Here is a 21,531-nt window from a genome sequence, read left to right on the forward strand (position 1 = left end):
AAACGGTGAATTCCCTCCCTTCCTTCCGACGAGTCCGAGCATGCGTATCACCACTCCGCCCCCGCTAACCAACATTCCGCAACGCGCTCCCGCGCCCCATGTGCCCGACTCCGTACTGGATCGCCTGGCCAGGGTCACCAGCGGGTCCCTGACTACCCAGCTCTACATCAAGGGCTTCCGGCAACCGGTGCTTCACGGCCTGACGCCGCTGAACACGAAGATCAAGCCCTTTGCGGGCCGCGCCTACACCATGCGCTTCATACCGGCGCGCGAGGACATCGACGTGTACGGCAACCTGACCACCGAGCCGTCGGCGGACAATCTGCAGTGGGTGGGCGTCGAGCAGATCGAGCCGGGCCATGTGCTCGTGATCGACAGCAACCGCGACGGCCGTGCCGCGTCGATGGGCAACATGCTCATCACACGGATGATGATGCGCGGTGCGCGTGGCGTGATCACGGATGGATCGTTCCGCGACGGCACCGAGTTGTCACAGATGGATTTCCCGATCTGGTGCACTGGCGTGACCGCCACCACGCGCCTGTCCTACCACCACGTGGCCGATCTCCAGGTGCCGATCGGCTGTGCCGGCGTGGCGATCTATCCCGGCGACGTCATCCATGGCGATGGCGACAACATCACCGTGGTGCCCGCCCACCTCGCCGAGGAAATGGCCGATCTGTGCGAACGCCGCGATGACATCGAAGCCTACCTGGCCCTGCGCGTGCAGGCTGGTGAAGCACTGTGGGGCCTCTACCCGCCCAGCGAAACCACGCGTGCCGAGCATCGCGAGTGGGTGGCAGCCGGCCGCCCGCCCATCCCCCCGGCAGTTCCCGCCGCCAGCCGATGACCCCACGGACACTCACATGCCCCCAGTCAACGAGACCTTCACCCCCGAGTACTACGAAGCACTGATCCGCCGCTACTTCGACGCCTGCAACGCGGCCGACTACCAGGCACTGGTGGATTGCTTCACGCCCGACGCCGTGCACTACTTCCCGGCCGGCCTGCCCGAAGTGCCCTGGCGCTCCGCCGATACGATTGCCAGGAAATGGGTCTGGTGCGTCGACACGCTGGGTTCGCAATGGACCATCGAGCGGATCCTGATCAGCCACAACCGCCCCGAGGCGATGATCGAATGGACGCACTGGAAGAACAAGAGCGGCACCGCGCTGCGCGGCGCGGAATGGTATGACTTCGATCCGGCAACGGGCAAGATCAAGGAAATCCGCGCCTACTACGCTTCGCCCGCGGACAAGACAGCGCCCATCAATGAACTGGTGGACTTCGATTACGCCGCGCGCGGCTATCACCTCAAGAGCGAGTAGTCGCGAGTGCCACAGACCATGACCTTGCAATCCATCGATGCCCGCACGGGACAACCCGTGGGGGAAGCGTGGCCGGAATCGACACCGGCACAAATCGACGCGGCCGTTACGGCCGCTGCCACCACGGCACCCGCGTGGGCAACCAGCGATGGCGCCGCCCGCGCCCGCCTGCTGCGCGGCCTGGCGGATGCCCTTGAATCCGCGCGCGAACACCTTGTGCCCCTGGCCGACCGCGAAACGGCATTGGGCCTGCCGCGCCTGAACGGCGAACTCGATCGCACCGCGTTCCAGCTACGCGGATTTGCCGACGTCGCCGAACGTGGCGACGCATTTGCCTTTCTGGACGACCCAACCGTGGCCGGTGCACCGCCGGCAGGCCGGCCTCACCTCACGCGCGTGCGCGTACCGTTGGGCCCCGTGGCCATGTTTGCGGCCAGCAACTTCCCGTTCGCGTTCTCGGTGCTCGGCGGTGACACCGCATCGGCGCTCGCCGCCGGTTGCCCGGTCGTGATCAAGGGCCACCCGGCGCATCCCGAGTTATCCCGGCAGACCGTGGCGCTCGCGCGGCAGGTCATTGCATCACAGGGACTGCCCTCCGGCCTGATCGGCTTCGTGGAAGGCACGTCGATCGCAGCCGGCGTTCGACTGGTGCAAGCCGATGGCATCGCGGCGGTGGCGTTCACCGGCTCCTTCGCCGGCGGCACCGCACTGGCGAGGATCGCCGCGGAGCGCGCGCGGCCCATTCCCTTCTTCGGTGAACTCGGCTCCGTCAATCCGCTGATCGTGCTGCCCGATGCATTGCGCGAAGGCGGCACCGAGCTCGCGCAATCGCTGGCCGGTTCGATCTGCCTGGGCAGCGGCCAGTTCTGCACCAGTCCTGGCGTGATCGTGGTCACGAAGGGCGCGGCAGGCGATGCGTTCGTTGACGCGCTCGCCACGCACCTGGCCAGCCTGTCTCCACACGCGTTGCTGACGCCAGGCATTCGTGGCGCCTTCGAAAAGGGCCTCGTGCGTTGGCGCGATGCGGCCGGCGTTCGGCCGCTGGTGGCCGATATCGCCGAGGCCAATGCGACGCCGCGTCCGTATCTGGCCGAAGTCGATGGCGGCGACTTCGTGGCTAACGCCTCATTGCATGAGGAAGTGTTCGGCGCCGCAGCGCTCGTGGTGCGCACCGACACGCCGTCGCAGGCGATCGACATACTGCGTGCGGTGGGCGGATCGCTGACGGTGACGCTGTGGGGCATCGAGAAGAGCGCAACGTCGCCTGACGACACGACGCTCGAGCTGGTGCGCGCCGCCACGCAAATTGCCGGGCGCGTGCTGTTTGCCGGCGTACCCACTGGCGTAGCCGTCACGGCCGCCCAACACCATGGCGGGCCGTTTCCAGCCTCCACCGCACCCGCCACGACCTCTGTAGGCTACGCCGCGCTCGATCGCTTCCTGCGCCCGGTCGCGCTGCAGGACGCACCGGCCTGGCTGGTCGACCGCAAGGGGGTGCCATGCTGAGACATGTCGTGTTGTTTCGACGCAAGCCCGACGTGGCGCAGGACGCTGCGCTGGAATCCGCATTGGCTGCGCGCATGTTGGCGCTCGGCGCCAGGATTCCGGCCATTACGTCCTGGCGCTTCGCGAAGAACGAAATGGACCGGCCAATCTGCTGGGACTACGTGCTGGAATCCGAAGTCGCCGATGCACAGGCACTTGATGACTATCTGTTTCATCCGCTGCACCAGGCATTGGTGGCGGACCTGAAGCCGTACTTCGAATGGGCGGCGGCGGATTACACCGTGTGATCGCGCGACACTGGTTGCGTTGGCCGCAGTAAATAGGGGCGCCTGTGAACCAGGCGCCCTTTGTATGGGGGCTTCGAAGAATTCCGTGGGAAGGCCGCCTGGATCGGGAGCAATCCGGCTTCTCCAACCAGTATCTCCGCGCGGTGATGCAGGTTCGGGTAAGACGACTGAGAAGCCGCGGTGGCTTCTCGGTCAGCATCAAAGGTAACGCTTGCAGTACGTCGGATTTGGGACCATCAGCGGCCGGAAAACCGGGCGGGCCTGCGCTCGATGAAGTGCGCAACCCCTTCCGTAAAGTCCTCGCTCTGGATGCTTTCGAACATCTCGGCATTGGCAACCCGTGTGGCTTCGGCCAATGACTGGAACGGTTGCTCCCACAGTTGCCGCTTCATCACGCGGATCGATCGGGGCGAAACGTTCTCGGCCAGGTCGTCGGCATAGTCGAGCGTCGTCGCCATGAGAGCATCCGCATCCACTACACGGTCGACCAGGCCGATTCGCAGCGCCTCGTCTGCCAGCACCTTGCGCGCCGAGTACAGCAGGTCGGCCGCATGACCGGGGCCGACCACGCGCGGCAGTAGCCAGGAGATACCATGCTCGGCAATCAAGCCTCGACGTGCGAACGCAGTACTGAACGCGGCGTTGGCGCTGGCGAAGCGCATGTCGCTGTACAGCGCGAACACCAGCCCCAGCCCCGCTGCCGCGCCGTTGATTGCCGCGATCACGGGCTTGCGCATGGCCGGGAAGTAGCCATAGCGCGTCTGGTAGTCGGCGCGCCGGTTCATGTCGAACGGGCGCATCCACTGGGCGGCGCGGATGTCGCCAGGCGGCAGCACTTCGAGTTCGTTGATGTCCATGCCGGCGCAGAAGCCCTTGCCGGCGCCGGTCAGTACCACCACGCGGACGTTGTCGTCGCGATCAACGGCCTCCATGGCGTCGCGCAGTTCGGCCTCCATGACCTTGGTCAGCGCGTTGAGCTTGTCCGGCCGGTTCATGGTGACCACGGCGATCCGCTCGCTTTTTCCCGCGCGAGCAACGGTAACCTGACTGTACATGTTGCGATTCCTTTCGATGTCGTACTAAGGGAGCTGAACGGATCTGGGCTCCAGGAACTCCTCCAGCCCATGCACGCCGCCTTCCCGCCCAACGCCGGACATACCGAAACCGCCAAACGGTGCCGCCGGGTTGAAGCGGGCGCCATTGACGTCCACCTGCCCTGCCCGCAGCCCGTTGGCGACTACTTCGCCGGCGTTGTCATCGGCAGCCCAGACCGTGGCGGCCAGCCCGTAGCGCGTGCCGTTGGCCAGCGCGATCGCCTCGTCGACGCTGTCGTAGCACAGCACCGCCAGCACCGGCCCGAAGACTTCCTCCTGGGCCAGCCGGCTGTCTGGTGCGACGTTGCCGTAGATGGTCGGCGCGACGAAGTAGCCGGTCGCCGGCACAGGTGCGTCGGCACCGCCGGCGATCCGGTCGAAGCCGGCCTCTTCCGCTGCCGCGATATGTGCCTGCACGCGCTGACGCTGCAGCGCCGACAGCAAGGGGCCGATTCGGGTTTCGCCATCGGCGGGGTCACCGAGCTTCATCGCCGCGACAGCTTCCGCCAACAGTTGCCGGCAGCGCGGATAGTCCTCGCGTGCAACGATCAGCCGGGTTGTGGCGCTGCAGGTCTGCCCCGAATTGAGGAAACAGGAACTGATCGTCGCCTTGACAGCCCTGGCGAGATCCGCGCCCGGCAGCACGACGGCCGCCGACTTCCCGCCCAGCTCCATCGACACGCGCTTCATGTCGCCGCCTGCCTGCGCGGCGACTTTGCGGCCGACCGCCGTGGAGCCGGTGAACGACACCATGTGGATGTCGGGATGCGAAACCAGCGCCTCACCGACCGCAGCGCCACCCAGCACGAGATTGAGGACGCCCGGCGGGAGCTTCGCTTGCTCGCAAGCGACCATCAGCCGTTCCGTGACGGCGGGCGCCAACTCTGACGGCTTCAGGACCACCGTGCAGCCGGCCAGCAACGCAGGCGCCAGCTTGGCAGTGATCTGGTGCAACGGGTAGTTCCACGGCGTAATGGCGGCCACCACACCAACCGGTGCCAGCGTCACGCGGGAATTACCGATGGTCCGGACGAAGGCGAACGTATCGGCCAGCGCTGCCGTGGCGCGCCACGCGGCGATCGGCGCATCGACCTGGATGCGGCGCGACAGCTTCTGCGGCATGCCAACTTCGCGCGATATCTCATGGGCAAGCTCCGCTGCGCAGCCTTCCAGCGCATCGGCCAGCGCATGCAGATACGGCGCTCGCCCGCCTGCGCCCAACGCTTGCCAGTCTGGCTGCGCCCGCACTGCCGCCGCGACGGCTTCCGTCACATCGTCCGTGGTGCCGAGACGGACCTCGGCCAATGGGGCTTCGGTCGCCGAATCGTAGACGCGGATGGATTCGCCACCTCGCATCGGGCGACGTGCGCCGTCTATGTAGTGTTGGGTCAACTGCTTCACTGCGACTCCCTTGTCTTGCGTTGATCGAGGAACGCAGCCATCACGCGCTGCGGTTCGCCGTCGGCATAGCATTCGAGCTGCGCCCGGATGCCGGCGACACAGGCCTCATCAAAACCCGGCTGCGTCATGGCGCGAAGGCGCTGTTTGGACAGGCGCACGGCGGTCGGCGGCAGCGCCGCGAGCGACCTGGCCTGTGCGAGCGCCTGCGTCATCAGTTCGGTCTCGCCGCACAGCGCCGTCACCAGACCAATGTCGAAGGCGCGCTGGCCACTGACCAGTTCGCCCGATAGCGACATCTGCACGTTATGCGTGTGCCCCACGTGCAGCGTCATCAGATAGGACCCGACGATGCTCGCCAGGCCTGCCTTGACCTCCGGCTGTCCCCAGCGGCTATCCGCCGTTGTCAGGCGCCAGTCGGCGCACAGCGCCAACTGGAAGCCCGCGCCGGCAGCCACGCCCCGCACCGCGGCCACACAGGGCTTGTCCAGGTCGCGGACGGCCTGGTACATCGCCCGCTGCCGGTTCAGCCAGGGCACGAGCTGCTGCCAGGTCACGGTGGCCGCCTCATCGAGGTCCTGCCCGGCGCAAAACGCCCGCTCGCCGGCACCGGTCAGCATGACGGCGCGCACGGACGGTTCGGCGTTGAGCCGGCCCAGCGCTTCGATCAGCTCGCCGCGCAGGGCATCGTTGACCGCGTTCATGCGGGTCGGGCGATTTAGCGTGACGATGGCGATCTCGCCATCCTGTTCGACACGTACAGCTTCCATGCTTCAACTCCCCTTGAGTTCCACCACGGCATCGACCGCCATGACGCCTTTGCCGGCCGCCATCACCATCAGCGGATTGATGTCGACCGATGCCAGCGCAGTTCGATGACGCAATGCCCAATCGCCGAGCGCGACCGCCGACGACGCCAGCGCCTCCAGGTCGAGCGCCGGGATGTCGCGATAGCCGTCGAACAGCGGTGCCAGGCGCAGCCGCGCGCAGGCTGCCTTGACGTCTTGCGCCGTGAACGGCGCGAGCAGTGTCACGACGTCCTTGCGGAGTTCGAGCAGCGTGCCTCCCTCCCCGATCATGACCAGCGGCCCGAACACCGGATCGACCGAGACGCCCAGCGCAAACTCATGCTGGCCCTTGACCATCGCCGCCACGACCACCCGTGGCAATGCCACGCCCAACCGCTGCAGTGTGTCGAGGCAGGCCCGCGTCGCGCGGGCCACGCTCGCGGCATCGGTGAGTCGAAGGTGCACGAGGCCATGCTCGCTCTTGTGCGGGACCTCCGCCGCGCAACCCTTGACCACCACCGGCACCCCGCCGAGCGCGTCGAACGCCATCACTGCCGCATCCACGCTGTCGCATAGCCGGTGCGGCACGGTCGGTACGCCGGCTTCCGCGAGCAAGGCCAGGCTATGGACTTCATCCTGCAGGCCGCTGCCGTCGAGCTGCTGGGCGTCGGGGCAGACCGGCGCCGTCGCCGGTGCCGCCTCGGCCAGCCGATGATGCGCGGCGTATTGCGCCAGCGCGGCAATGGCATCGGCTTCAGTGACGAATGCGGGCACGCCGTGTCGCACAAAGACCTCGCGGACCGACTGTTGCGGCGCGCTGGTCACCAACGGCTTGGCCTGGCTCGCGCTGAAGGCGGCGGCGTCGCGCGCCAGTGCCTCGACGTCGTAGCCGGGACCTGCCACCGGAATGCCGACCATCACCATGTCGGCCTGCGGATCGGCGCCCAGCGCCTGGAGCACGCGCGGAAACATGTCGCCCTTGCCCAGCAGCGCCGCGGTCATGTCGAGCGGATTGCTGGCCGTGCCGAACTCGGGCAGGATCGCGCCCAGTTCGCGCAGCGTTGCGGGCTGAAGTTCGGTCAGCGGCAGATCGTGCCGTTCGGCCAGGTCGGCCGCCATCACACCTACCGCGCCGCTATGGCTCATCACGACCGTGCGGCCCTGCCCCGGGGCGCGCTGCTGCAAATACAGCGGCACCGCGCGGACCAGTTCGCCGATGTCGCGCGCACGCCAGATGCCGTGACGGGCCAGGAACGCATCGATCGCGGCGTCGTTGCCGACCAGCGCACCGGTATGCGAGGCAGCCGCCTTTGCACCCCGCTGGCTGTTGCCGGCCTTGATCGCCACGATGCTCGCGCCACGCGCTCGGGCCACCTCCGCCGCGCGGGCGAGCTGGGCAGGGTCGGACACCGATTCGAGGTAGACCAGGATCAGCCGCACCTCAGGGTCCGCCGCCACGGCCGCGATCATCGCGCAGGCGTCGAGATCGGCGTCGTTGCCGGTCGCTACCAGGTAGCGCACGCCGTAGCCGGCCTGGCGCAGCAACGCATAGGGCATGACGCTCGCCGCGCCGCTCTGGCTGATGATCGCGATCGGGCCGTCCTGGGGTGCCACCTCCATGAACATGGTCGAGAAATTGAGCACCGCTCCGCTGGCAAAGTTGGCCGTGCCTTGCGCGTTCGGCCCCACCAGCCGCATGCCGCTGTCTTTGGCCGCCGCCACCAGTTCCTGCTGCCGCTGGCGTCCCGCATCGCCCGTTTCGGCGAAACCGGATGCCATGATGACGGCCGCCTTGACGCCGGCGGCGCCGCACTGACGCACCTGTTCAAGCGTGGCATCGCCGGACACGGCAATCACCACGGCGTCCGGCGCCTTGCCGATCGCACCGAGATCGGGGTACGCACGATAGCCCTGGATGACCTCGCGCCCCGGGTTGACCGGAAACACCTCGCCCGTGTACCCGAAGGTGCGCATGTAGTGGATCGGCCGTCCGCCTACCTTGTTGGGGTTGTCCGAGGCGCCGATCACGGCCACCGAGGCCGGCGAGAACAGGGCGTGGAAGGTTGCAGTGGTCTCAGTCAAGGCTCGCTCCCGATGCCTTGACCACCGGCGACCACTTGCCCGCGTCATGCTGGATCAGCCTGGAGAAGTCGGCGGGCGTACCCGGCAGCGGCCGGGCACCCAGCGCGGCAAGCTGTTTCTGCACGTCTGCCAGCGCGAGCACGGCCTGCAGTTCGCTGTTCAGGCGGCGGATCACGTCTGGCGTGGTTCCTTTCGGTGCCGACAGGCCGAACCAGATCGTCACGTCGAAGCCCGGCAGGCCGGCCTCGGCAATCGTCGGCACCTTGGGCAGCGCTTCCGAACGGGTCGCGCCGGTCACGCCTAGCGCCTTGACCTTGCCCGCGTTGATGTACTGCCCCTGGCTCGACACCGTGTCGAACATCATCGAGATGCGTCCGCCAAGCAGATCCGTGAACGCCGCGGCCGAGCCCTTGTACGGCACATGGACGATATCAATGCCGGCCATCGACTTGAACAGTTCGCCGGACAGATGGTTGGAGCTCCCGTTGCCAGCCGAACCGAACGTCAGCGTGCCCGGCTTCTGCTTTGCCAGCGCGATCAGTTCCCTGATGTTGCCGACCGGCAGGTTGTTCGGCACGACCAGCACGTTGACCGTGGAGGCCACCGAGCCTACGGCATCGAACGACTTGAGGGGGTCCACCTTCAGCGAGCGGTAGAGCCACGGGTTGATCGCCATGGTGCCGGTGGTGGAGAAGAAGAGCGTATAGCCGTCGGGTGCCGCCTGCGCGGCGGCTTCGGTGGCGATGGTGCCGCCAGCGCCGCCGCGGTTATCGACCAGCACCGGCTGTCCAAGCTGCTGCGACAATTGCTGGCCGATCAGTCGCGCCATCGCGTCAGTGGGCCCGCCGGCCGGAAACGGCACGACCAGGCGGATCGGTTTGGCGGGATAGCCGGTCGAGGCGGCAGCGGCGGCACTGAAGGCGGCCGGGGTGGCAGCAACCAGCAAGGCGCATAACGGTCGCCGGAATGCGCGAAGCACAGCGGAAAGGCACGGCATGTTGTCTCCAGATGTTGCGTAGGCCCTCTCTACAGGGAGGGATGCCCTCAGTGTATGGAGTCCCTAGCCAACTCAAAAGAGTAGAATCATCGATATCTGATATCTACTTTTTGGATGGAGCGCCAGCGTGAACCTGAAACAGCTCGAAACCGTGGCGTTGGTGGCACAAGTGGGCTCGCTGTCACGTGCGGCACGCTCGCAAGGGATTGCCCAGTCACTGGTAAGCCGTGCGATTGCCCAGATCGAGGCGGAATGGGGCGACCGACTGTTCGAACGAACCGGCCGGGGCGTGGTGTTGTCGGAATTCGGCCAGCGAATCTTCCCGCATGTCCAGTTGCTGCTGGCCCAGTCGGCACGGCTGCGCGACGAGGTCAAGGATGCGGCGGGCGTCCCGTTCGGGCAGGTAAGAATCGGCGTGCTGCCGTCAATGGCGCCACGCCTGATCCCGGCGCTGTTCGAGGACCTGCGCGCCACGGCGCCAGGTGTCCGCCTCCGCGTGGCCGAAGGCTTTAGCGGACAACTCGACGAGGAACTGGAATCGGGCCATCTGGACCTCGCGGTCATCAATCGCTATGGTCCCGGGCCCCGCCAGGGAGAGGACGTGCTTGCGGAGGTCGCCACTTACCTGATTTGCACGCCCGGGCATCCGCTCGCCGGTGTGCCGACGGTGTCGTTCCGCAAGCTCGATGGCGCGCCGCTCGTCCTGCCGCCGGCTCCCAACGGTCTGCGATCGATTCTCGACCAGCACGCGCGTCAACTCGGCATCTCACTGGATGTGCCGCTGGAAGTCGAATCGCTGAATACGATGAAGGAGGTAGCGCTTTCGGGGAGCGCGTTGACGATACTTCCGATCCTCGCGGTCGATAGCGAAGTTGCCGCCGGACGTCTATGCGCCGTCGAGATTGTCGACCCGCGCTTGCCGCGGACCATTGCCATGGGCGTCACGCGCCATCATCCATTGTCCCGGGCAGCACGACTCGTTCTTTCTCGCCTTCATGACCTGGTGCCTGAAGTCGCAAGGAGCGGTACTGCCTAGTTGGACTCTGCATGGCATCCGCGCGATGACTGCGACCCTATTTTCGATGAAACGCGGACCGGCAAGGTTTCGCGCTGCTGAGCCAGCCGCCGAGACCATTCTGCAGCGTAGAGCCGTCCTGGATCGCCAAGCGTCAGATGGCAGAGAAGGGGCGGGAAGCGACCATCACCGCTGCCCGCGCCCCAGTTGACCGAGTTCGGCCAGTCACCGCCGTTCACTGACCAAGTGCGGTAACCAAACTCACCTCACTATGAAGTTGCTGTACCTCGGCAATGGATAGTGCATTCTCTGCTTCAAGCAGCGATCGCTGGACCTGAAGGGTGTCAATAAATGCTGACTCCCCCGCGCGCCAGGATTGGTTGATCTGCTCATACGCGGCGCGTGCGCTAATGGCTGACTTGCGCAGGCGCGCGACACGATCCCGATTCCTGGCCGTTGCCGCGATAGCACCCTCAACGTCGTTGACCGCCATCAGCACGGTCGACCGATAGCGCTGTAGCGCCTGCTCCGCTTCGGCCTGACGCAGCAGGACGTTGCTGCGCCGGCGTCCACCGTCGAAGATCGGCGCAGTGGCGCCGGCACCAAAGGCCCACGCCAGGGAACGCGCGAGTCCGGCACCAGAGAGGCCGTCCGCCGCCGCACCAATGAAGCCAGCCAGTTGCAGATGCGGCAGCAACTCTGCCCGCGCCACACCCACACGCGCGTAGGCCGCTACCACGGCAGCCTCCGCCGCCTTCACGTCCGGACGCTGCCGCAGCAGATCGGCAGGCGTGCCGACCCCTGACGGCGCCTTCCAGTGTGGCATTGCCGCCAGGGCATCCATCTGCGCATAGACGTCCTGTGGGCCGGAAGCCGTCAGTATCGACAGACGATGCAGGGCATTCTGCCGCTCGAGTTCGAGAACGGGGAGTTCCGCAAGCGTTGCTTCCGCCTGGGCATCTGCACGGTCCACATCGGCAACAGGGATAGCACCGGCATCGAACAACTGCCTTGTGAGCCGTGCTGTCTCCGTCTGACTTCGCGCATTGTCGCCAACCAATGACAGACGATGCTCCAGACTACGCGCCGTCAGGTAGGTCCGCACCACCTCGCTCGTGATGGCCAGCCTGACTGCGCTGACCATCTCGGTCGCCGACAGGACGTCCGCTTCTGCGGCCGCCACGTTCTGACGAATGTGGCCGAACAGATCCACTTCCCATGACGCACCCAGCCCACCCTCGAAGTTGTTGTTGACGTTGGCGATGCCGGAGCTTGCCTGCGAATCGGACTGGCGTCGTCGACCGGCGCTTGCGCTCAAGTCAACCTGGGGCAAGCCGGCGGACGATGCCCCAAGGCGAATGGCTCTGGCTGCATCGATGCGCGAGACTGCCAGCTTCAACTCGAGGTTCCCGGATTGCGCCGCATCGACCAGTTGATTCAACACTGGATCGTTGAAGCGTTGCCACCAGTTCGCCATGTCCGGCACGGCGCCAGCCTGCGCCAGCGACTCGTTGACATAGTTGCTGGCCAGCGGCAAAGGCGTTGGCGTGATCGCCTCCGGTGTCGCGCATGCCGCCAGCAACACACCACTGGCGGCGAGCGCCGAGATCAATCGTATGAATCTCATTGTCCTGCCTCCTGCGCCATGCTCGTCATTGAGACCGCCGACTTCCCCGCACCCGCAAGGTTTCGCACGACGACATAGAACACTGGCGTAAAGAGCAGGCCGAAAACGGTGACGCCAATCATGCCGAAAAACACCGCCGCCCCTACCGCCTGGCGCATTTCCGCACCTGCGCCTTCCGAGATGACCAGCGGCAGCACACCGAGAATGAACGCCAGCGACGTCATGATGATCGGCCGCAAACGCTGCTGGCAGGCTTCCACGACCGCCTCCACGACCCTGGCACCTTGCATCTCGAGCTGCCGCGCGACCTCTACAATCAGGATGGCGTTCTTTGCAGCCAGGCCTACGAGCACGATGAAGCCGATCTGCGTAAGGATGTTGATGTCCTGCCCCATCGCCCGCACACCAAGCGAAGCAGCCAGCAGGCACATCGGCACGATCAGCAGAATCGACACGGGCAGGCTCCAGCTACCGTACTGGGCTGCCAGCACGAGATAGACCAGCAGCACGCACAGCGGGAACACCAGCAATCCCGTATTGCCTGCCGTTGTCTGCTGATAGGACAGGTCGGTCCACTCGAACGTGATGCCTGGCGGCAGCACTTCCGCGGCCAGTTTTTCCATCGTGCTGATCGCGTACTCCGAACCCAATCCAGGCAAGGTATCGCCGTTGATCTCGGTGGCGGGATAGAGGTTGTAGCGCGGGGCACGATCCACACCCAGTCGTTCCCGAACGTGTGTCACGGTGCCAATCGGTACCATCGCGCCATCGTTGTTACGCACCTTCAGGCGAGCCAGGTCGTCCGCAGTGATTCGGAATGGCAAGTCCGCCTGCGCGGTCACGCGATAGGTGCGCCCCAGAATATTGAAGTCATTGATGTAGGTCGAGCCGAAGTACGTCTCGACAGCGTCATTGATCTCCTGGCTCGGCACGCCCAGCATCTCGGCTTTCTCGCGGTCCAGTTCCACGAAGACTTGTGGTGTCGCGGCAGAGTACGGGGAATACACCCCGACCATCCCTGGCGTCTTGTTGGCCGCCGCAATCAGGTCCTCGGTCGCCTTCGCCAGTGCCGCAGTGCCCAGCCCGCTGCGATCCTCCAGCCGCATCGCAAAGCCCCCCGTACTGCCGAGACCCTGCACCGGCGGCGGCATCGCTACAACAATGGAAGCCTCCGTGATGCTTGCCAGGCGTTGGCGCAGATCGGCCGCGATCTTCTCGATGGTCAGGCCCAGCGGCTTGCGCTCCTCCCACGGCCGGAACACAGGGAACAAGCCGGCATTGCTTGCCGAGTTTGTACCCGTCGCAGCGGACACACCCGAGAACACGGGCACACGGGCCACCCCTGGCACCTGGAGGGCGATGTCTTCCACCTTGCGCGCCACGGCGCTGGTACGCTCGAGCGTCGCACCATCCGGCATGCGGATCAGCACCACCACATAGCCGCGATCCTGAGGCGGGATAAAGCCCTTTGGGGTGGAGATCATCAGGTACACCGTTCCCGCGATTAGCAGCACATAAAGCACGAGCATGGTCGGCGTGATCGCCACCACACGACGCACGAGCGCGGCGTAGGCGGTGGACAACCTGTCGAATCCGGCGTTGAAAGCCCCGGCTAACCGCGCGACCCGCGCACGCAGGCCGCCCAGTCGGGACACACCCCCACGGCCGTGATCGTCCTCTTTCTTGTGAGCCTTCAGGATGGCTGCGGAAAGCGCTGGCGCCAGCGTCAGTGAACTGAACAGCGAAATTGCCGTCGATACGGCAATCGTGATGCCGAACTGGCGGAAGAACTGACCCGAAATGCCGGTAATAAACGCCGTCGGCACGAACACCGCGCACAGCACCAGCGTAATCGCGAACAGCGCGCCCCCCACTTCCTTCATGGTCAGCAGCGTGGCTTCCTTCGGCGTGGCACCAAGGGCCAGGTGTCGCTCGACGTTTTCCACGACCACAATCGCGTTGTCGACCACAATGCCGACAGCCAGCACCATGCCAAACAGCGTGAGGTTGTTGATCGAGTAGCCAAGCATCGCCATGACCGCGAACGTCCCGACCAGCGATACGGGAATCGCCAGAATCGGGATGATCGACGGTCGCCAGCCCTGGAGGAACACCAGCACCACGAGAACCACCAGCACCACCGCTTCGTAGATCGTCTTCACGAGTTCGCGAATACTGTCGCCGATGAACTCCGTGGGGTTGTAGCCGATGTTATAGACAATGCCTTTCGGGAATTCCTTGCTGATCTCCTTCATCTTCTTCTGGACTGCATCCATCGTCGCGACGGCATTGGCGCCGGGGCGCTGCAGCACCTGAAGTGCAATGGTCGGATTTCGCAGCATGTAGCTGTCGGTCGAATAGGCGAGAGCTCCAACCTCCACGCGAGCAACGTCCTTGAGGCGTACCACGCGGCCGTCGTTGCCCTGCTTGACCACGATGTCACTGAACTTCGCCGGCTCCTTCAATCGGCCCTCGAAGATCAGGTTCGGCTGGAAGGCCTGGTCCGTCACGGGCGGCTGCGCCACAACCCCGCCGGCCACCTGCGTGTTCTGCGAGCGCACCGCGGCGATCACGTCGCGCGGGCTCAGATTGAACGATGCGACGCGTTCCGGATCGAGCCAGATCCGCATCGAGTACTCGCGTGCCCCCAGTGGGTTGATGTCTCCTACACCATCGATGCGCTTGAGCGCGTCGGACACGTTGCGGATCGCGTAGTTGGATACGTAGAGCTGGTCATAGCTCTTGTCCGGGGAGTACAGGAAGATCGTTCCCAATTGTGTGGGCGAAGACTTTCGAACCGATACGCCACTGCGCTGCACCGGCTCCGGCAGGCGTGGCGTGGCTAGCGCCACACGGTTCTGCACCAGCACCTGCGCCTTGTCCACGTCGGTTCCGGGCTTGAACGTTACGGTGAGGTTCAGGCCACCGTCCGAGGTAGCCTGACTGTACATGTACATCATGTCCTCGACCCCGTTCACCTCGAGTTCGATGGGAGTCGATACTGTCTCGGACACGGTCTCGGCAGAGGCGCCGGGATAGCTGGCCTGAACGACTACGGTAGGCGGTGCAATCTCCGGATACTCGGATACTGCGAGCGAAAAATATGCAAGCCCGCCAACAATGGTCATGACGATGGACAGCACGATGGCCAGCACCGGCTGTTCGACGGAGATTCGGCCGATGTTCATGGCTTGACTCCCTTGGAAGCCTGCAGATCATCCTGCCTTGCGGCGGCGCGTGTGGTGACCTTGACCATTTCTCCTGGCCGCACGCGCTGGGCGCCTTCGACGATGACGTTTTCGCCCGCCTTCAGCCCTGTGGAGACCTCGCGCAGATTGCCAAACAGTCTGCCAAGCTCGACTGGCCTGACTTCCACGGTCTGGTCTGGCTTGACGATATAGAGCACGCGTCGTGTTGCATCGGTGGCAACGGCCACATCCGGCACCAGCAGGGCCTGGTGTGCACCATTCCCCGCGACATGCGCCCGGCCGAACTGACCCGGCGTCAGTTTCAGCTGGGGATTCGCCAACCGCACGCGCTGCCTGAGCGTGCCGGTGGAGTTGTCCAGGCGGTTGTCAATAAAATTCATGCCACCGACCAGGCTCGGTTGCGTATCGCCTGGCAGGGAAATCCTGACTTCGCGAGCCGTTGCCTGGCCGCCACCAGCATCTCGCGTATAGCGCAGGTAGCTTTGCTCATCGACATCAAAGTAGAAATCGATGGGGTCCTGCGAAACGATGGTCGTCAGCAACGTCGCACTGGTATTGCCGCCCGTGATCAGGTTTCCTTCACTCACGAGCTTGCGGCTGATCCGGCCGGACATGGGTGCGGTAATGCGAGTGAACGACAGATCGAGCTTTGCGCGGGACAAGACGCCCTCGGCACTGGCCACTTCCGCCCGCGCACCCTGTACCGCCTGCTCACGCTGGTCAAACAGGCTCCTGGCAATCGTGTTGGTACTGATCAGCACCTTGGCCCGTTCGTACTCCTGCAGACTCAGGCTCAGTTGCGAGCGTGCCCGGGCGAGCGCGCCTTCCGCCTCGGTCACCGTTGCCTGGAATGGCCGCGGATCGACGACAAAGAGAAGGTCGCCCTTCTTTACAATCGCCCCATCCTTGAAGGCAATCTTCTCCAGATAGCCGCCCACGCGTGACCGGACCTCCACCGTATCGATGGCCTCGAACCGCCCGGTAAAGATATCGACGTCGGTCACCTGCCGAACCACAGGCTGGCTCACCACCACTGCCTGGGCGGCAGGTTCGGCGGTGGCCTCGGATTTGCAGCCCGTAACGATCGCGACCACGCTCAGCGACAGGATCGCGGCGAGTACCACCCTCTTCAACGCACCGGCGTTCAGTCGTTGCTTCATGATTTCCCCTCTTCAGAACCAGTGAGGGAGCACCGGCCAGGTACTCGCCGGACGCTCCCCTCAGCAGCCCTTCCGATATCAGACGGTTGTGGCCTGGACGTGGTTGTCATCTTCCCGGGCAGGCGATGCCGACACGCCCGAACGGTCCATACCTGCCAAACGTGCACCATCAGTGAAGGGGCTGACTTCGCGTGCGCCGTCAGAAAAGACATCCCGCTGGCGGGACGGATCTGCCGAAGGACCGGTACGGTCCATACCGGCGATTCGTGCGCCATCTGTGAACATGTCGACCTGGCGATTACGGTCATCGTTGGTGTTCACGGTCGTGCGTGCCCCATCGACAAAGGGACTACGGTCCCGCAGAACATTGCCGTAACCGGCCTGAGCATGGGCTTGACTGCCGAAGAACGCTGCCAGAAGCGTGGCGGAAATCACAAGGATCTTGGTATTCATGAACATCTCCATTCGAGAAAGGTGTGGAACTTCGCATTGAGCCGCTGACACGAACATCTCCGTGTCGTCGGCATGCAGGGGTTCAACACCAGGGCTCGCGAGCCGACAGGGCGAAGTATGGACAGCGACAGTCGCGAGAAAAACCCGCGAAGGAACAGAAATGATTTGAATCCCAGGCAACAATCCGATCACCTTGATCGCGCGCACGCAGGGCAAGCGGCGCAGCCGATGGGAAGCATCGGGGCCGCGATCGTTGATCCCGGCGCAAGGATCATTTGCGAAAGCACGGGTTTTTCGAGGCAGGAACCATGCCGACAATCGCCTCATGGCCTGACAGGTGCGATCCGACGTCGTGCCGGCTGGCGTCACTCAGATGAGGAACACGATCCGTCATATGGCAAACGCATTGGAAACACTGACTTCCGGCAGCTTCAGTATCGGTGTGGAGCTGCCACTGGATAACGATTGGACGCCGGCTGGCCAGGCTGCCCGCCAGCGCGATGGTCGACTGCCCGGCGAGCCCGATCTTGCACATCACGACGAACTGGCACGCCTGGCGGATCGCTCCGGCTTTCGTGCGCTCTGGGTCCGCGATGTACCGCTCTACGACCCCCAGTTCGGCGATGCCGCCCAGGTCTTCGAAGCCTTCTCCTACCTGGGATATCTGGCCGGCATCACCGATCGCATACTGCTTGGCACGGCTGCAATCGTGCTGCCCATTCGCGATCCGCTCTTGACGCTCAAGGCGGCAAACACACTCGATCACCTTAGCAATGGCCGTCTCTTGCTTGGCGTAGCGAGTGGCGACAGGCCGGTCGAGTACCCCATCTTCGGTCGGGATTTCGAGAACAGAGGCGTCAACTTCCGGACGCAGGTATCGATGCTGCGCGACGGCGCGTCTCATCTTCCGTCCGGCGTCACGCTGCTGCCACGTACGCGGGGCGCGTTGCCCTTGCTTGTCGCAGGCCTGGCACAACAGACGGCAAACTGGGTCGGACAGCACATGGACGGGTGGCTTGCCTATCCCGGCACGCCTGAAGACCATGTCCGGCGCAGCGGCTTGTGGCGCGGTGTCGCCGGCAACAAGCCCTACATCACGTTCATCCACCTGGATCTACTGGCCAACCCAGACGCACCGATGCAACGCCACCGTTTTGGTGGCGCCGTGGGGCGCAACGGCCTTGTGGCGGAGCTTCACGCCATGCGCGAGGCGGGCGTCAATCACATTGGCTTGCACTTCCGTCGCAATCAGCGGCCCGTAAAGGACGCCATGGAAGAGATCGCAGCTTACGTGCTGCCGCACTTCCACACGCCGCCCGCCGCCACTCGATCATGAAAACAACGCTCGACGAGTTACTCACATTCACCGTGGTGGTGGATTCTGGCTCCATCACCGCAGCATCCGAGCAACTCGGACAAACGGTATCAGCCGTCAGTCGCGCGCTCGGCAGACTGGAGGAAAAGCTGGCGACGACGTTGCTTCGCAGAACCACGCGTCGGCTGGAGCTCACGGAGGAAGGCGCTGCCTTCCTTACACACGCTCGCCATATCCTGGAAGCCGTAGACACCGCGGAAGAACAAATGGCGATACGCAGGCTGAAGCCTGCGGGAAAGCTCCGGGTAAATGCCGCAACGCCCTTCATGCATCACGGCATCCTGCCAAAGATTGGCGAGTTTCTGAAGCGATACCCGGAAATCGAACTGGAACTGAACACCAGTGATCAAATCATCGACCTTCTGGAACACCGAACTGACGTTGCCATCCGGATCGGCACACTTCGGGACTCCACGCTTCACGCAAGGTTGCTATGCACTAGCCAACTCAGACTGCTGGCGAGCCCTGCCTATGTCAAGGCGCATGGAACCCCAAAAGATCCGGCGTCTCTCGTCAATCACCGTCTGCTGGGTTTTACGCACCCTGAATCGCTCAACCAGTGGCCGGTACGCGATGAACACGGCGATTTGCTTCAGATCGAGCCAAGCATCAGGGCTTCGAGCGGCGAGACGTTGCGACTGCTGGCGCTAGCTGGCGAGGGTATCGCTTGCCTCGCCGATTTCATGACGGATGCGGATCGAGCCAAAGGGGATCTGGTCGAGCTCCTGCCGAGTCATACTATCGAGATTCGGCAACCCATTCACGCGGTCTACTATCGAAACACACAACTATCCCATCGCATCGCGTTCTTCATTAACTATTTGAGCGAAACTCTAGCCAACAAATAGCAACAATTTCATAGAAGAATTCTGGTGACCTTCACCAGCGACACTCGGATGACCGCGTTTCGGCCGGACCTGTCACTCGCATCAAGGTGGCCGGATGTCCCGGAAGGGTCGTTCCGGGACGACCCCTCACCCCGCAAATCAGCGAATAGCCTTTTCTTAGCCCTTCTATTCCGTCAAGGCCGCTTGCCGAAGCTCGCCGTCTCCTTCGTCCAGCGCCGGGCCTGTTCGCTGAGGCTGAACCCCAGGCCCGGCCGGTCCGGCACCACCATCCGCCCGTCACGCAGTTGCAGCCGTTCGTTGAACATCGGCTCCAGCCATTCGAAATGCTCGAGCCATGGTTCGCGCGGATAGGCGGCGGCAAGGTGCAGGTGGATCTCCATCGCGAAATGCGGCGCCAGACGCAGGCCCTTGAAATCGGCCAGGCTCATGATCTGCAGGAACGGCGTGATACCTCCCACGCGCGGGGCATCGGGCTGGACAAAGTCGCAGGCGCCGGCCGTGATCAACTGCGCGTGTTCGCCAAAGCTCGTCAGCATCTCGCCGGTGGCGATGGGCGTGTCGAGCGAGGCGGCCAGCGCCGCATGCCCTTCGATGTCGTAGGCATCGAGCGGCTCCTCGATCCACACCAGGTTGTAGGGCTCCAGCGTGCGACCCATGCGTTGCGCCGTGGCGCGGTCCCATTGCTGGTTCGCATCGACCATGAACGGGAACGCGTCGCCCAGATGTTCGCGCACGGCCTTGACGCGTCGCAGGTCCTCCGCGGTGTCGGGCTGCCCCACCTTGATCTTGATGCCGCCGATGCCGTTGTCGCGCGACTTGTCGATGTTCTTGAGCACCTGATCGAGCGGCATCGACAGATAGCCGCCGGACGTGTTGTAGCACTGCACCGAGTCACGATGGGCGCCGAGCAGCTTGGCCAGCGGCAGCCCCGCCCGCTTTGCCTTCAGGTCCCAAAGCGCCACGTCGAACGGTGCGATGGCTTGCGTGGTCATGCCGCTGCGCCCCATCGACGCCCCCGCCCACAGTAGCTTGTTGAACAATCGGCCGATATCGCTGGGATCTTCTCCGATCAGCTCGGGCGCGATTTCCTGGGCATGGGCGAACATCCCCGGGCCACCGGCGCGTTTGGAGTAGCCGAAGCCGATGCCGGTGTGGCCATCCCGCGTGGAGATCTCCGCGAATATGAAGGCGATCTCGGTCAATGGACGTTGGCGGCCCGTCAGTACCTTGGCATCGCTGATCGGTGCTGCCAGCGGCAGGATGACCAGAGACAGGTCGATGGAATCAATGCGGTCTGAAGTGGACATGGTTTGCGAGAGAAGGAATGAACGTTACTCGGCCTTGATGCCGGCGGTCTGGATTACCTTGGTCCAGCGATCCGTTTCCGCCTTGATGAAGGAGGTGTAGTCGTGCGAGTTGGAAGCCACGACCACAAAGCCGTTGGCTTCGAGCTTGTCCCGCACGGCGGGTTGCTTGAACGAGGCAACCATTGCCGCTTCGAGCTTGTCGACGATCGGCTTGGGCGTACCCTTCGGCGCCGACAGACCCACCCACGACACCGCCGTGAAGCCAGGGAAGCCCGATTCCGCCACGGTGGGGACATCGGGGAACAGCGCATTGCGTTGCTCGCTCGTGACAGCCAGTGCGCGCAGCTTGCCCGCCTTGACATACGGCAGCACCGCATCCTGATTGACGAACATGGTCGGGATTTGCCCGGCCAGCACATCGGTCAGCGCCGGGCCACCGCCGCGATACGGAATGCCCACCATATCGAGCTTGGCCGTCTGCCGCAGCAGTTCCATCGCCAGATGGCCCGAGGAGGCATTGGTCACGCCGTAGTTGACCTTCCCCGGGTTGGCCTTCACGTAGGCGATGAATTCCTTGAAGGTCTTGGCCGGAAACGATGGATTGACCACCAGCACATTCGGACCCGATTCCAGCTGCGAAATGTGGATGAAGTCTTTCGAGGAATCGTAGTTGGGCTTTGGTGTCATGCCGTGGGCGATGGCATTGCTGCCGATGCCCGATAGCAGCAGCGTGTAGCCGTCGGCCGGTGCCTTGGCTGCTTGCTCCGCACCGATGGTGCCGCCCGCGCCGCCCTTGTTTTCCACGATGAACGGCTGCTTCAGCACCTTGCCGAGCTGGTCGGCTATCAGGCGCCCCATGATGTCGCTGGTGCCACCAGCGGGGAATGGCACGATGATCCGCACGGGGCGGGAAGGCCAGTTATCGGCAGCCTGCGCGAATGCGCCGGGCAGTGTGCAAAGCGTGGCGACGGCCGTGACCGTGCACGCCGCGAGAAATCCTCTGCGGTGCAGCATGTTGTCTCCTGATTGTGAATGGCCCGCTTTGTGAAGGCTCTTG

Annotated in this window: 18 protein-coding genes; 7 read left to right on the forward strand and 11 right to left on the reverse strand. The window is 64.3% G+C overall.

The window, feature by feature from the left end; genetic code table 11:
* Positions 1 to 40: 40 nt before the first annotated feature.
* From BLR29_RS16150 to BLR29_RS16165, 4 genes are read left to right on the forward strand one after another with little or no spacing between them, the layout of a single operon-like run.
* Complete coding sequence (locus BLR29_RS16150) at positions 41 to 850, forward strand: RraA family protein (protein ID WP_092138023.1); 810 nt, start codon at positions 41 to 43, stop codon at positions 848 to 850.
* Positions 851 to 866: 16 nt separating this feature from the next.
* A complete protein-coding gene (locus tag BLR29_RS16155; protein WP_092138024.1) occupies positions 867 to 1,328 on the forward strand; it encodes a nuclear transport factor 2 family protein in 462 nt (153 codons plus the stop codon).
* Between the two features lie 18 nt (positions 1,329 to 1,346).
* Entirely contained in the window at positions 1,347 to 2,834 is a 1,488-nt protein-coding gene (locus BLR29_RS16160; protein WP_092138025.1) for an aldehyde dehydrogenase (NADP(+)), read from the forward strand.
* Positions 2,828 to 3,121, forward strand: coding sequence for a Dabb family protein (locus BLR29_RS16165; RefSeq protein ID WP_092138026.1), 294 nt, complete (start codon positions 2,828 to 2,830; stop codon positions 3,119 to 3,121). The genes BLR29_RS16160 and BLR29_RS16165 overlap by 7 nt, the downstream gene beginning before the upstream one ends.
* A gap of 236 nt (positions 3,122 to 3,357) precedes the next feature.
* On the opposite strand, the gene BLR29_RS16170 is transcribed toward BLR29_RS16165, so the two are convergent.
* From BLR29_RS16170 to BLR29_RS16190, 5 genes are read right to left on the reverse strand one after another with little or no spacing between them, the layout of a single operon-like run.
* A complete protein-coding gene (locus tag BLR29_RS16170; protein WP_092138027.1) occupies positions 3,358 to 4,176 on the reverse strand; it encodes an enoyl-CoA hydratase in 819 nt (272 codons plus the stop codon).
* A gap of 24 nt (positions 4,177 to 4,200) precedes the next feature.
* Positions 4,201 to 5,616, reverse strand: a complete 1,416-nt coding sequence (locus tag BLR29_RS16175; RefSeq protein WP_092138028.1) for an aldehyde dehydrogenase family protein — start codon at positions 5,614 to 5,616, stop codon at positions 4,201 to 4,203.
* Positions 5,613 to 6,383 carry an enoyl-CoA hydratase/isomerase family protein gene (locus tag BLR29_RS16180; protein WP_092138029.1) on the reverse strand — a complete coding sequence of 257 codons (771 nt, stop codon included), beginning with the start codon at positions 6,381 to 6,383 and terminating at the stop codon, positions 5,613 to 5,615. The genes BLR29_RS16175 and BLR29_RS16180 overlap by 4 nt, the downstream gene beginning before the upstream one ends.
* Before the next feature lie 3 nt (positions 6,384 to 6,386).
* The gene (locus BLR29_RS16185; protein WP_255371279.1) at positions 6,387 to 8,483 is read right to left on the reverse strand and encodes an acetate--CoA ligase family protein; all 2,097 of its coding nucleotides are present in this window, start codon (positions 8,481 to 8,483) and stop codon (positions 6,387 to 6,389) included.
* Entirely contained in the window at positions 8,476 to 9,480 is a 1,005-nt protein-coding gene (locus BLR29_RS16190) for a Bug family tripartite tricarboxylate transporter substrate binding protein (protein ID WP_092138031.1), read from the reverse strand. The genes BLR29_RS16185 and BLR29_RS16190 overlap by 8 nt, the downstream gene beginning before the upstream one ends.
* Positions 9,481 to 9,607: 127 nt before the next feature.
* Between BLR29_RS16190 and BLR29_RS16195 the strand changes: the two genes are divergently transcribed.
* Positions 9,608 to 10,516, forward strand: a complete 909-nt coding sequence (locus BLR29_RS16195; protein WP_092138032.1) for a LysR family transcriptional regulator — start codon at positions 9,608 to 9,610, stop codon at positions 10,514 to 10,516.
* Between the two features lie 214 nt (positions 10,517 to 10,730).
* Here BLR29_RS16195 and BLR29_RS16200 read toward each other — a convergent pair whose 3' ends face one another.
* The 4 genes from BLR29_RS16200 to BLR29_RS16215 form a co-directional block, all read right to left on the reverse strand.
* Positions 10,731 to 12,122: an efflux transporter outer membrane subunit gene (locus BLR29_RS16200; protein WP_092138033.1), complete on the reverse strand. Its 1,392-nt coding sequence runs from the start codon at positions 12,120 to 12,122 to the stop codon at positions 10,731 to 10,733.
* Positions 12,119 to 15,310 (reverse strand): efflux RND transporter permease subunit, encoded by a 3,192-nt coding sequence (locus BLR29_RS16205; protein ID WP_092138034.1) that lies wholly within the window; start codon positions 15,308 to 15,310, stop codon positions 12,119 to 12,121. Before BLR29_RS16205 ends, BLR29_RS16200 begins: the two co-directional genes overlap by 4 nt.
* Positions 15,307 to 16,491 carry an efflux RND transporter periplasmic adaptor subunit gene (locus BLR29_RS16210; RefSeq protein ID WP_092138035.1) on the reverse strand — a complete coding sequence of 395 codons (1,185 nt, stop codon included), beginning with the start codon at positions 16,489 to 16,491 and terminating at the stop codon, positions 15,307 to 15,309. Before BLR29_RS16210 ends, BLR29_RS16205 begins: the two co-directional genes overlap by 4 nt.
* A 78-nt stretch (positions 16,492 to 16,569) precedes the next feature.
* Positions 16,570 to 16,944 carry a hypothetical protein gene (locus BLR29_RS16215; protein WP_092138258.1) on the reverse strand — a complete coding sequence of 125 codons (375 nt, stop codon included), beginning with the start codon at positions 16,942 to 16,944 and terminating at the stop codon, positions 16,570 to 16,572.
* A gap of 394 nt (positions 16,945 to 17,338) precedes the next feature.
* Between BLR29_RS16215 and BLR29_RS16220 the strand changes: the two genes are divergently transcribed.
* Positions 17,339 to 18,280 carry a TIGR03571 family LLM class oxidoreductase gene (locus BLR29_RS16220; protein ID WP_092138036.1) on the forward strand — a complete coding sequence of 314 codons (942 nt, stop codon included), beginning with the start codon at positions 17,339 to 17,341 and terminating at the stop codon, positions 18,278 to 18,280.
* A complete protein-coding gene (locus BLR29_RS16225; RefSeq protein WP_092138037.1) occupies positions 18,277 to 19,167 on the forward strand; it encodes a LysR substrate-binding domain-containing protein in 891 nt (296 codons plus the stop codon). The genes BLR29_RS16220 and BLR29_RS16225 overlap by 4 nt, the downstream gene beginning before the upstream one ends.
* Positions 19,168 to 19,340: 173 nt before the next feature.
* Here the strand turns inward: BLR29_RS16225 and BLR29_RS16230 are convergent, their stop codons facing one another.
* Both BLR29_RS16230 and BLR29_RS16235 read right to left on the reverse strand, forming a co-directional pair.
* Positions 19,341 to 20,474 carry an L-talarate/galactarate dehydratase gene (locus BLR29_RS16230; RefSeq protein ID WP_092138038.1) on the reverse strand — a complete coding sequence of 378 codons (1,134 nt, stop codon included), beginning with the start codon at positions 20,472 to 20,474 and terminating at the stop codon, positions 19,341 to 19,343.
* A 24-nt stretch (positions 20,475 to 20,498) separates the two neighbouring features.
* Positions 20,499 to 21,488: a Bug family tripartite tricarboxylate transporter substrate binding protein gene (locus tag BLR29_RS16235; RefSeq protein ID WP_092138039.1), complete on the reverse strand. Its 990-nt coding sequence runs from the start codon at positions 21,486 to 21,488 to the stop codon at positions 20,499 to 20,501.
* Positions 21,489 to 21,531: the final 43 nt, after the last annotated feature.

It is taken from the genome of Cupriavidus sp. YR651 (assembly GCF_900101625.1).
Taxonomy (GTDB): domain Bacteria; phylum Pseudomonadota; class Gammaproteobacteria; order Burkholderiales; family Burkholderiaceae; genus Cupriavidus.

What these genes read in the sequence shown, in the direction of transcription:
- BLR29_RS16190 (WP_092138031.1), bottom strand. Translation starts at nt 9,480, where the DNA reads ATGCCGTGCCTTTCCGCTGTGCTTCGCGCATTCCGGCGACCGTTATGC.
- BLR29_RS16200 (WP_092138033.1), bottom strand. Translation starts at nt 12,122, where the DNA reads ATGAGATTCATACGATTGATCTCGGCGCTCGCCGCCAGTGGTGTGTTG.
- BLR29_RS16225 (WP_092138037.1), top strand. Translation starts at nt 18,277, where the DNA reads ATGAAAACAACGCTCGACGAGTTACTCACATTCACCGTGGTGGTGGAT.
- BLR29_RS16170 (WP_092138027.1), bottom strand. Translation starts at nt 4,176, where the DNA reads ATGTACAGTCAGGTTACCGTTGCTCGCGCGGGAAAAAGCGAGCGGATC.
- BLR29_RS16205 (WP_092138034.1), bottom strand. Translation starts at nt 15,310, where the DNA reads ATGAACATCGGCCGAATCTCCGTCGAACAGCCGGTGCTGGCCATCGTG.
- BLR29_RS16210 (WP_092138035.1), bottom strand. Translation starts at nt 16,491, where the DNA reads ATGAAGCAACGACTGAACGCCGGTGCGTTGAAGAGGGTGGTACTCGCC.
- BLR29_RS16215 (WP_092138258.1), bottom strand. Translation starts at nt 16,944, where the DNA reads ATGAATACCAAGATCCTTGTGATTTCCGCCACGCTTCTGGCAGCGTTC.
- BLR29_RS16235 (WP_092138039.1), bottom strand. Translation starts at nt 21,488, where the DNA reads ATGCTGCACCGCAGAGGATTTCTCGCGGCGTGCACGGTCACGGCCGTC.
- BLR29_RS16180 (WP_092138029.1), bottom strand. Translation starts at nt 6,383, where the DNA reads ATGGAAGCTGTACGTGTCGAACAGGATGGCGAGATCGCCATCGTCACG.
- BLR29_RS16150 (WP_092138023.1), top strand. Translation starts at nt 41, where the DNA reads ATGCGTATCACCACTCCGCCCCCGCTAACCAACATTCCGCAACGCGCT.
- BLR29_RS16220 (WP_092138036.1), top strand. Translation starts at nt 17,339, where the DNA reads ATGGCAAACGCATTGGAAACACTGACTTCCGGCAGCTTCAGTATCGGT.
- BLR29_RS16230 (WP_092138038.1), bottom strand. Translation starts at nt 20,474, where the DNA reads ATGTCCACTTCAGACCGCATTGATTCCATCGACCTGTCTCTGGTCATC.
- BLR29_RS16160 (WP_092138025.1), top strand. Translation starts at nt 1,347, where the DNA reads ATGACCTTGCAATCCATCGATGCCCGCACGGGACAACCCGTGGGGGAA.
- BLR29_RS16155 (WP_092138024.1), top strand. Translation starts at nt 867, where the DNA reads ATGCCCCCAGTCAACGAGACCTTCACCCCCGAGTACTACGAAGCACTG.
- BLR29_RS16165 (WP_092138026.1), top strand. Translation starts at nt 2,828, where the DNA reads ATGCTGAGACATGTCGTGTTGTTTCGACGCAAGCCCGACGTGGCGCAG.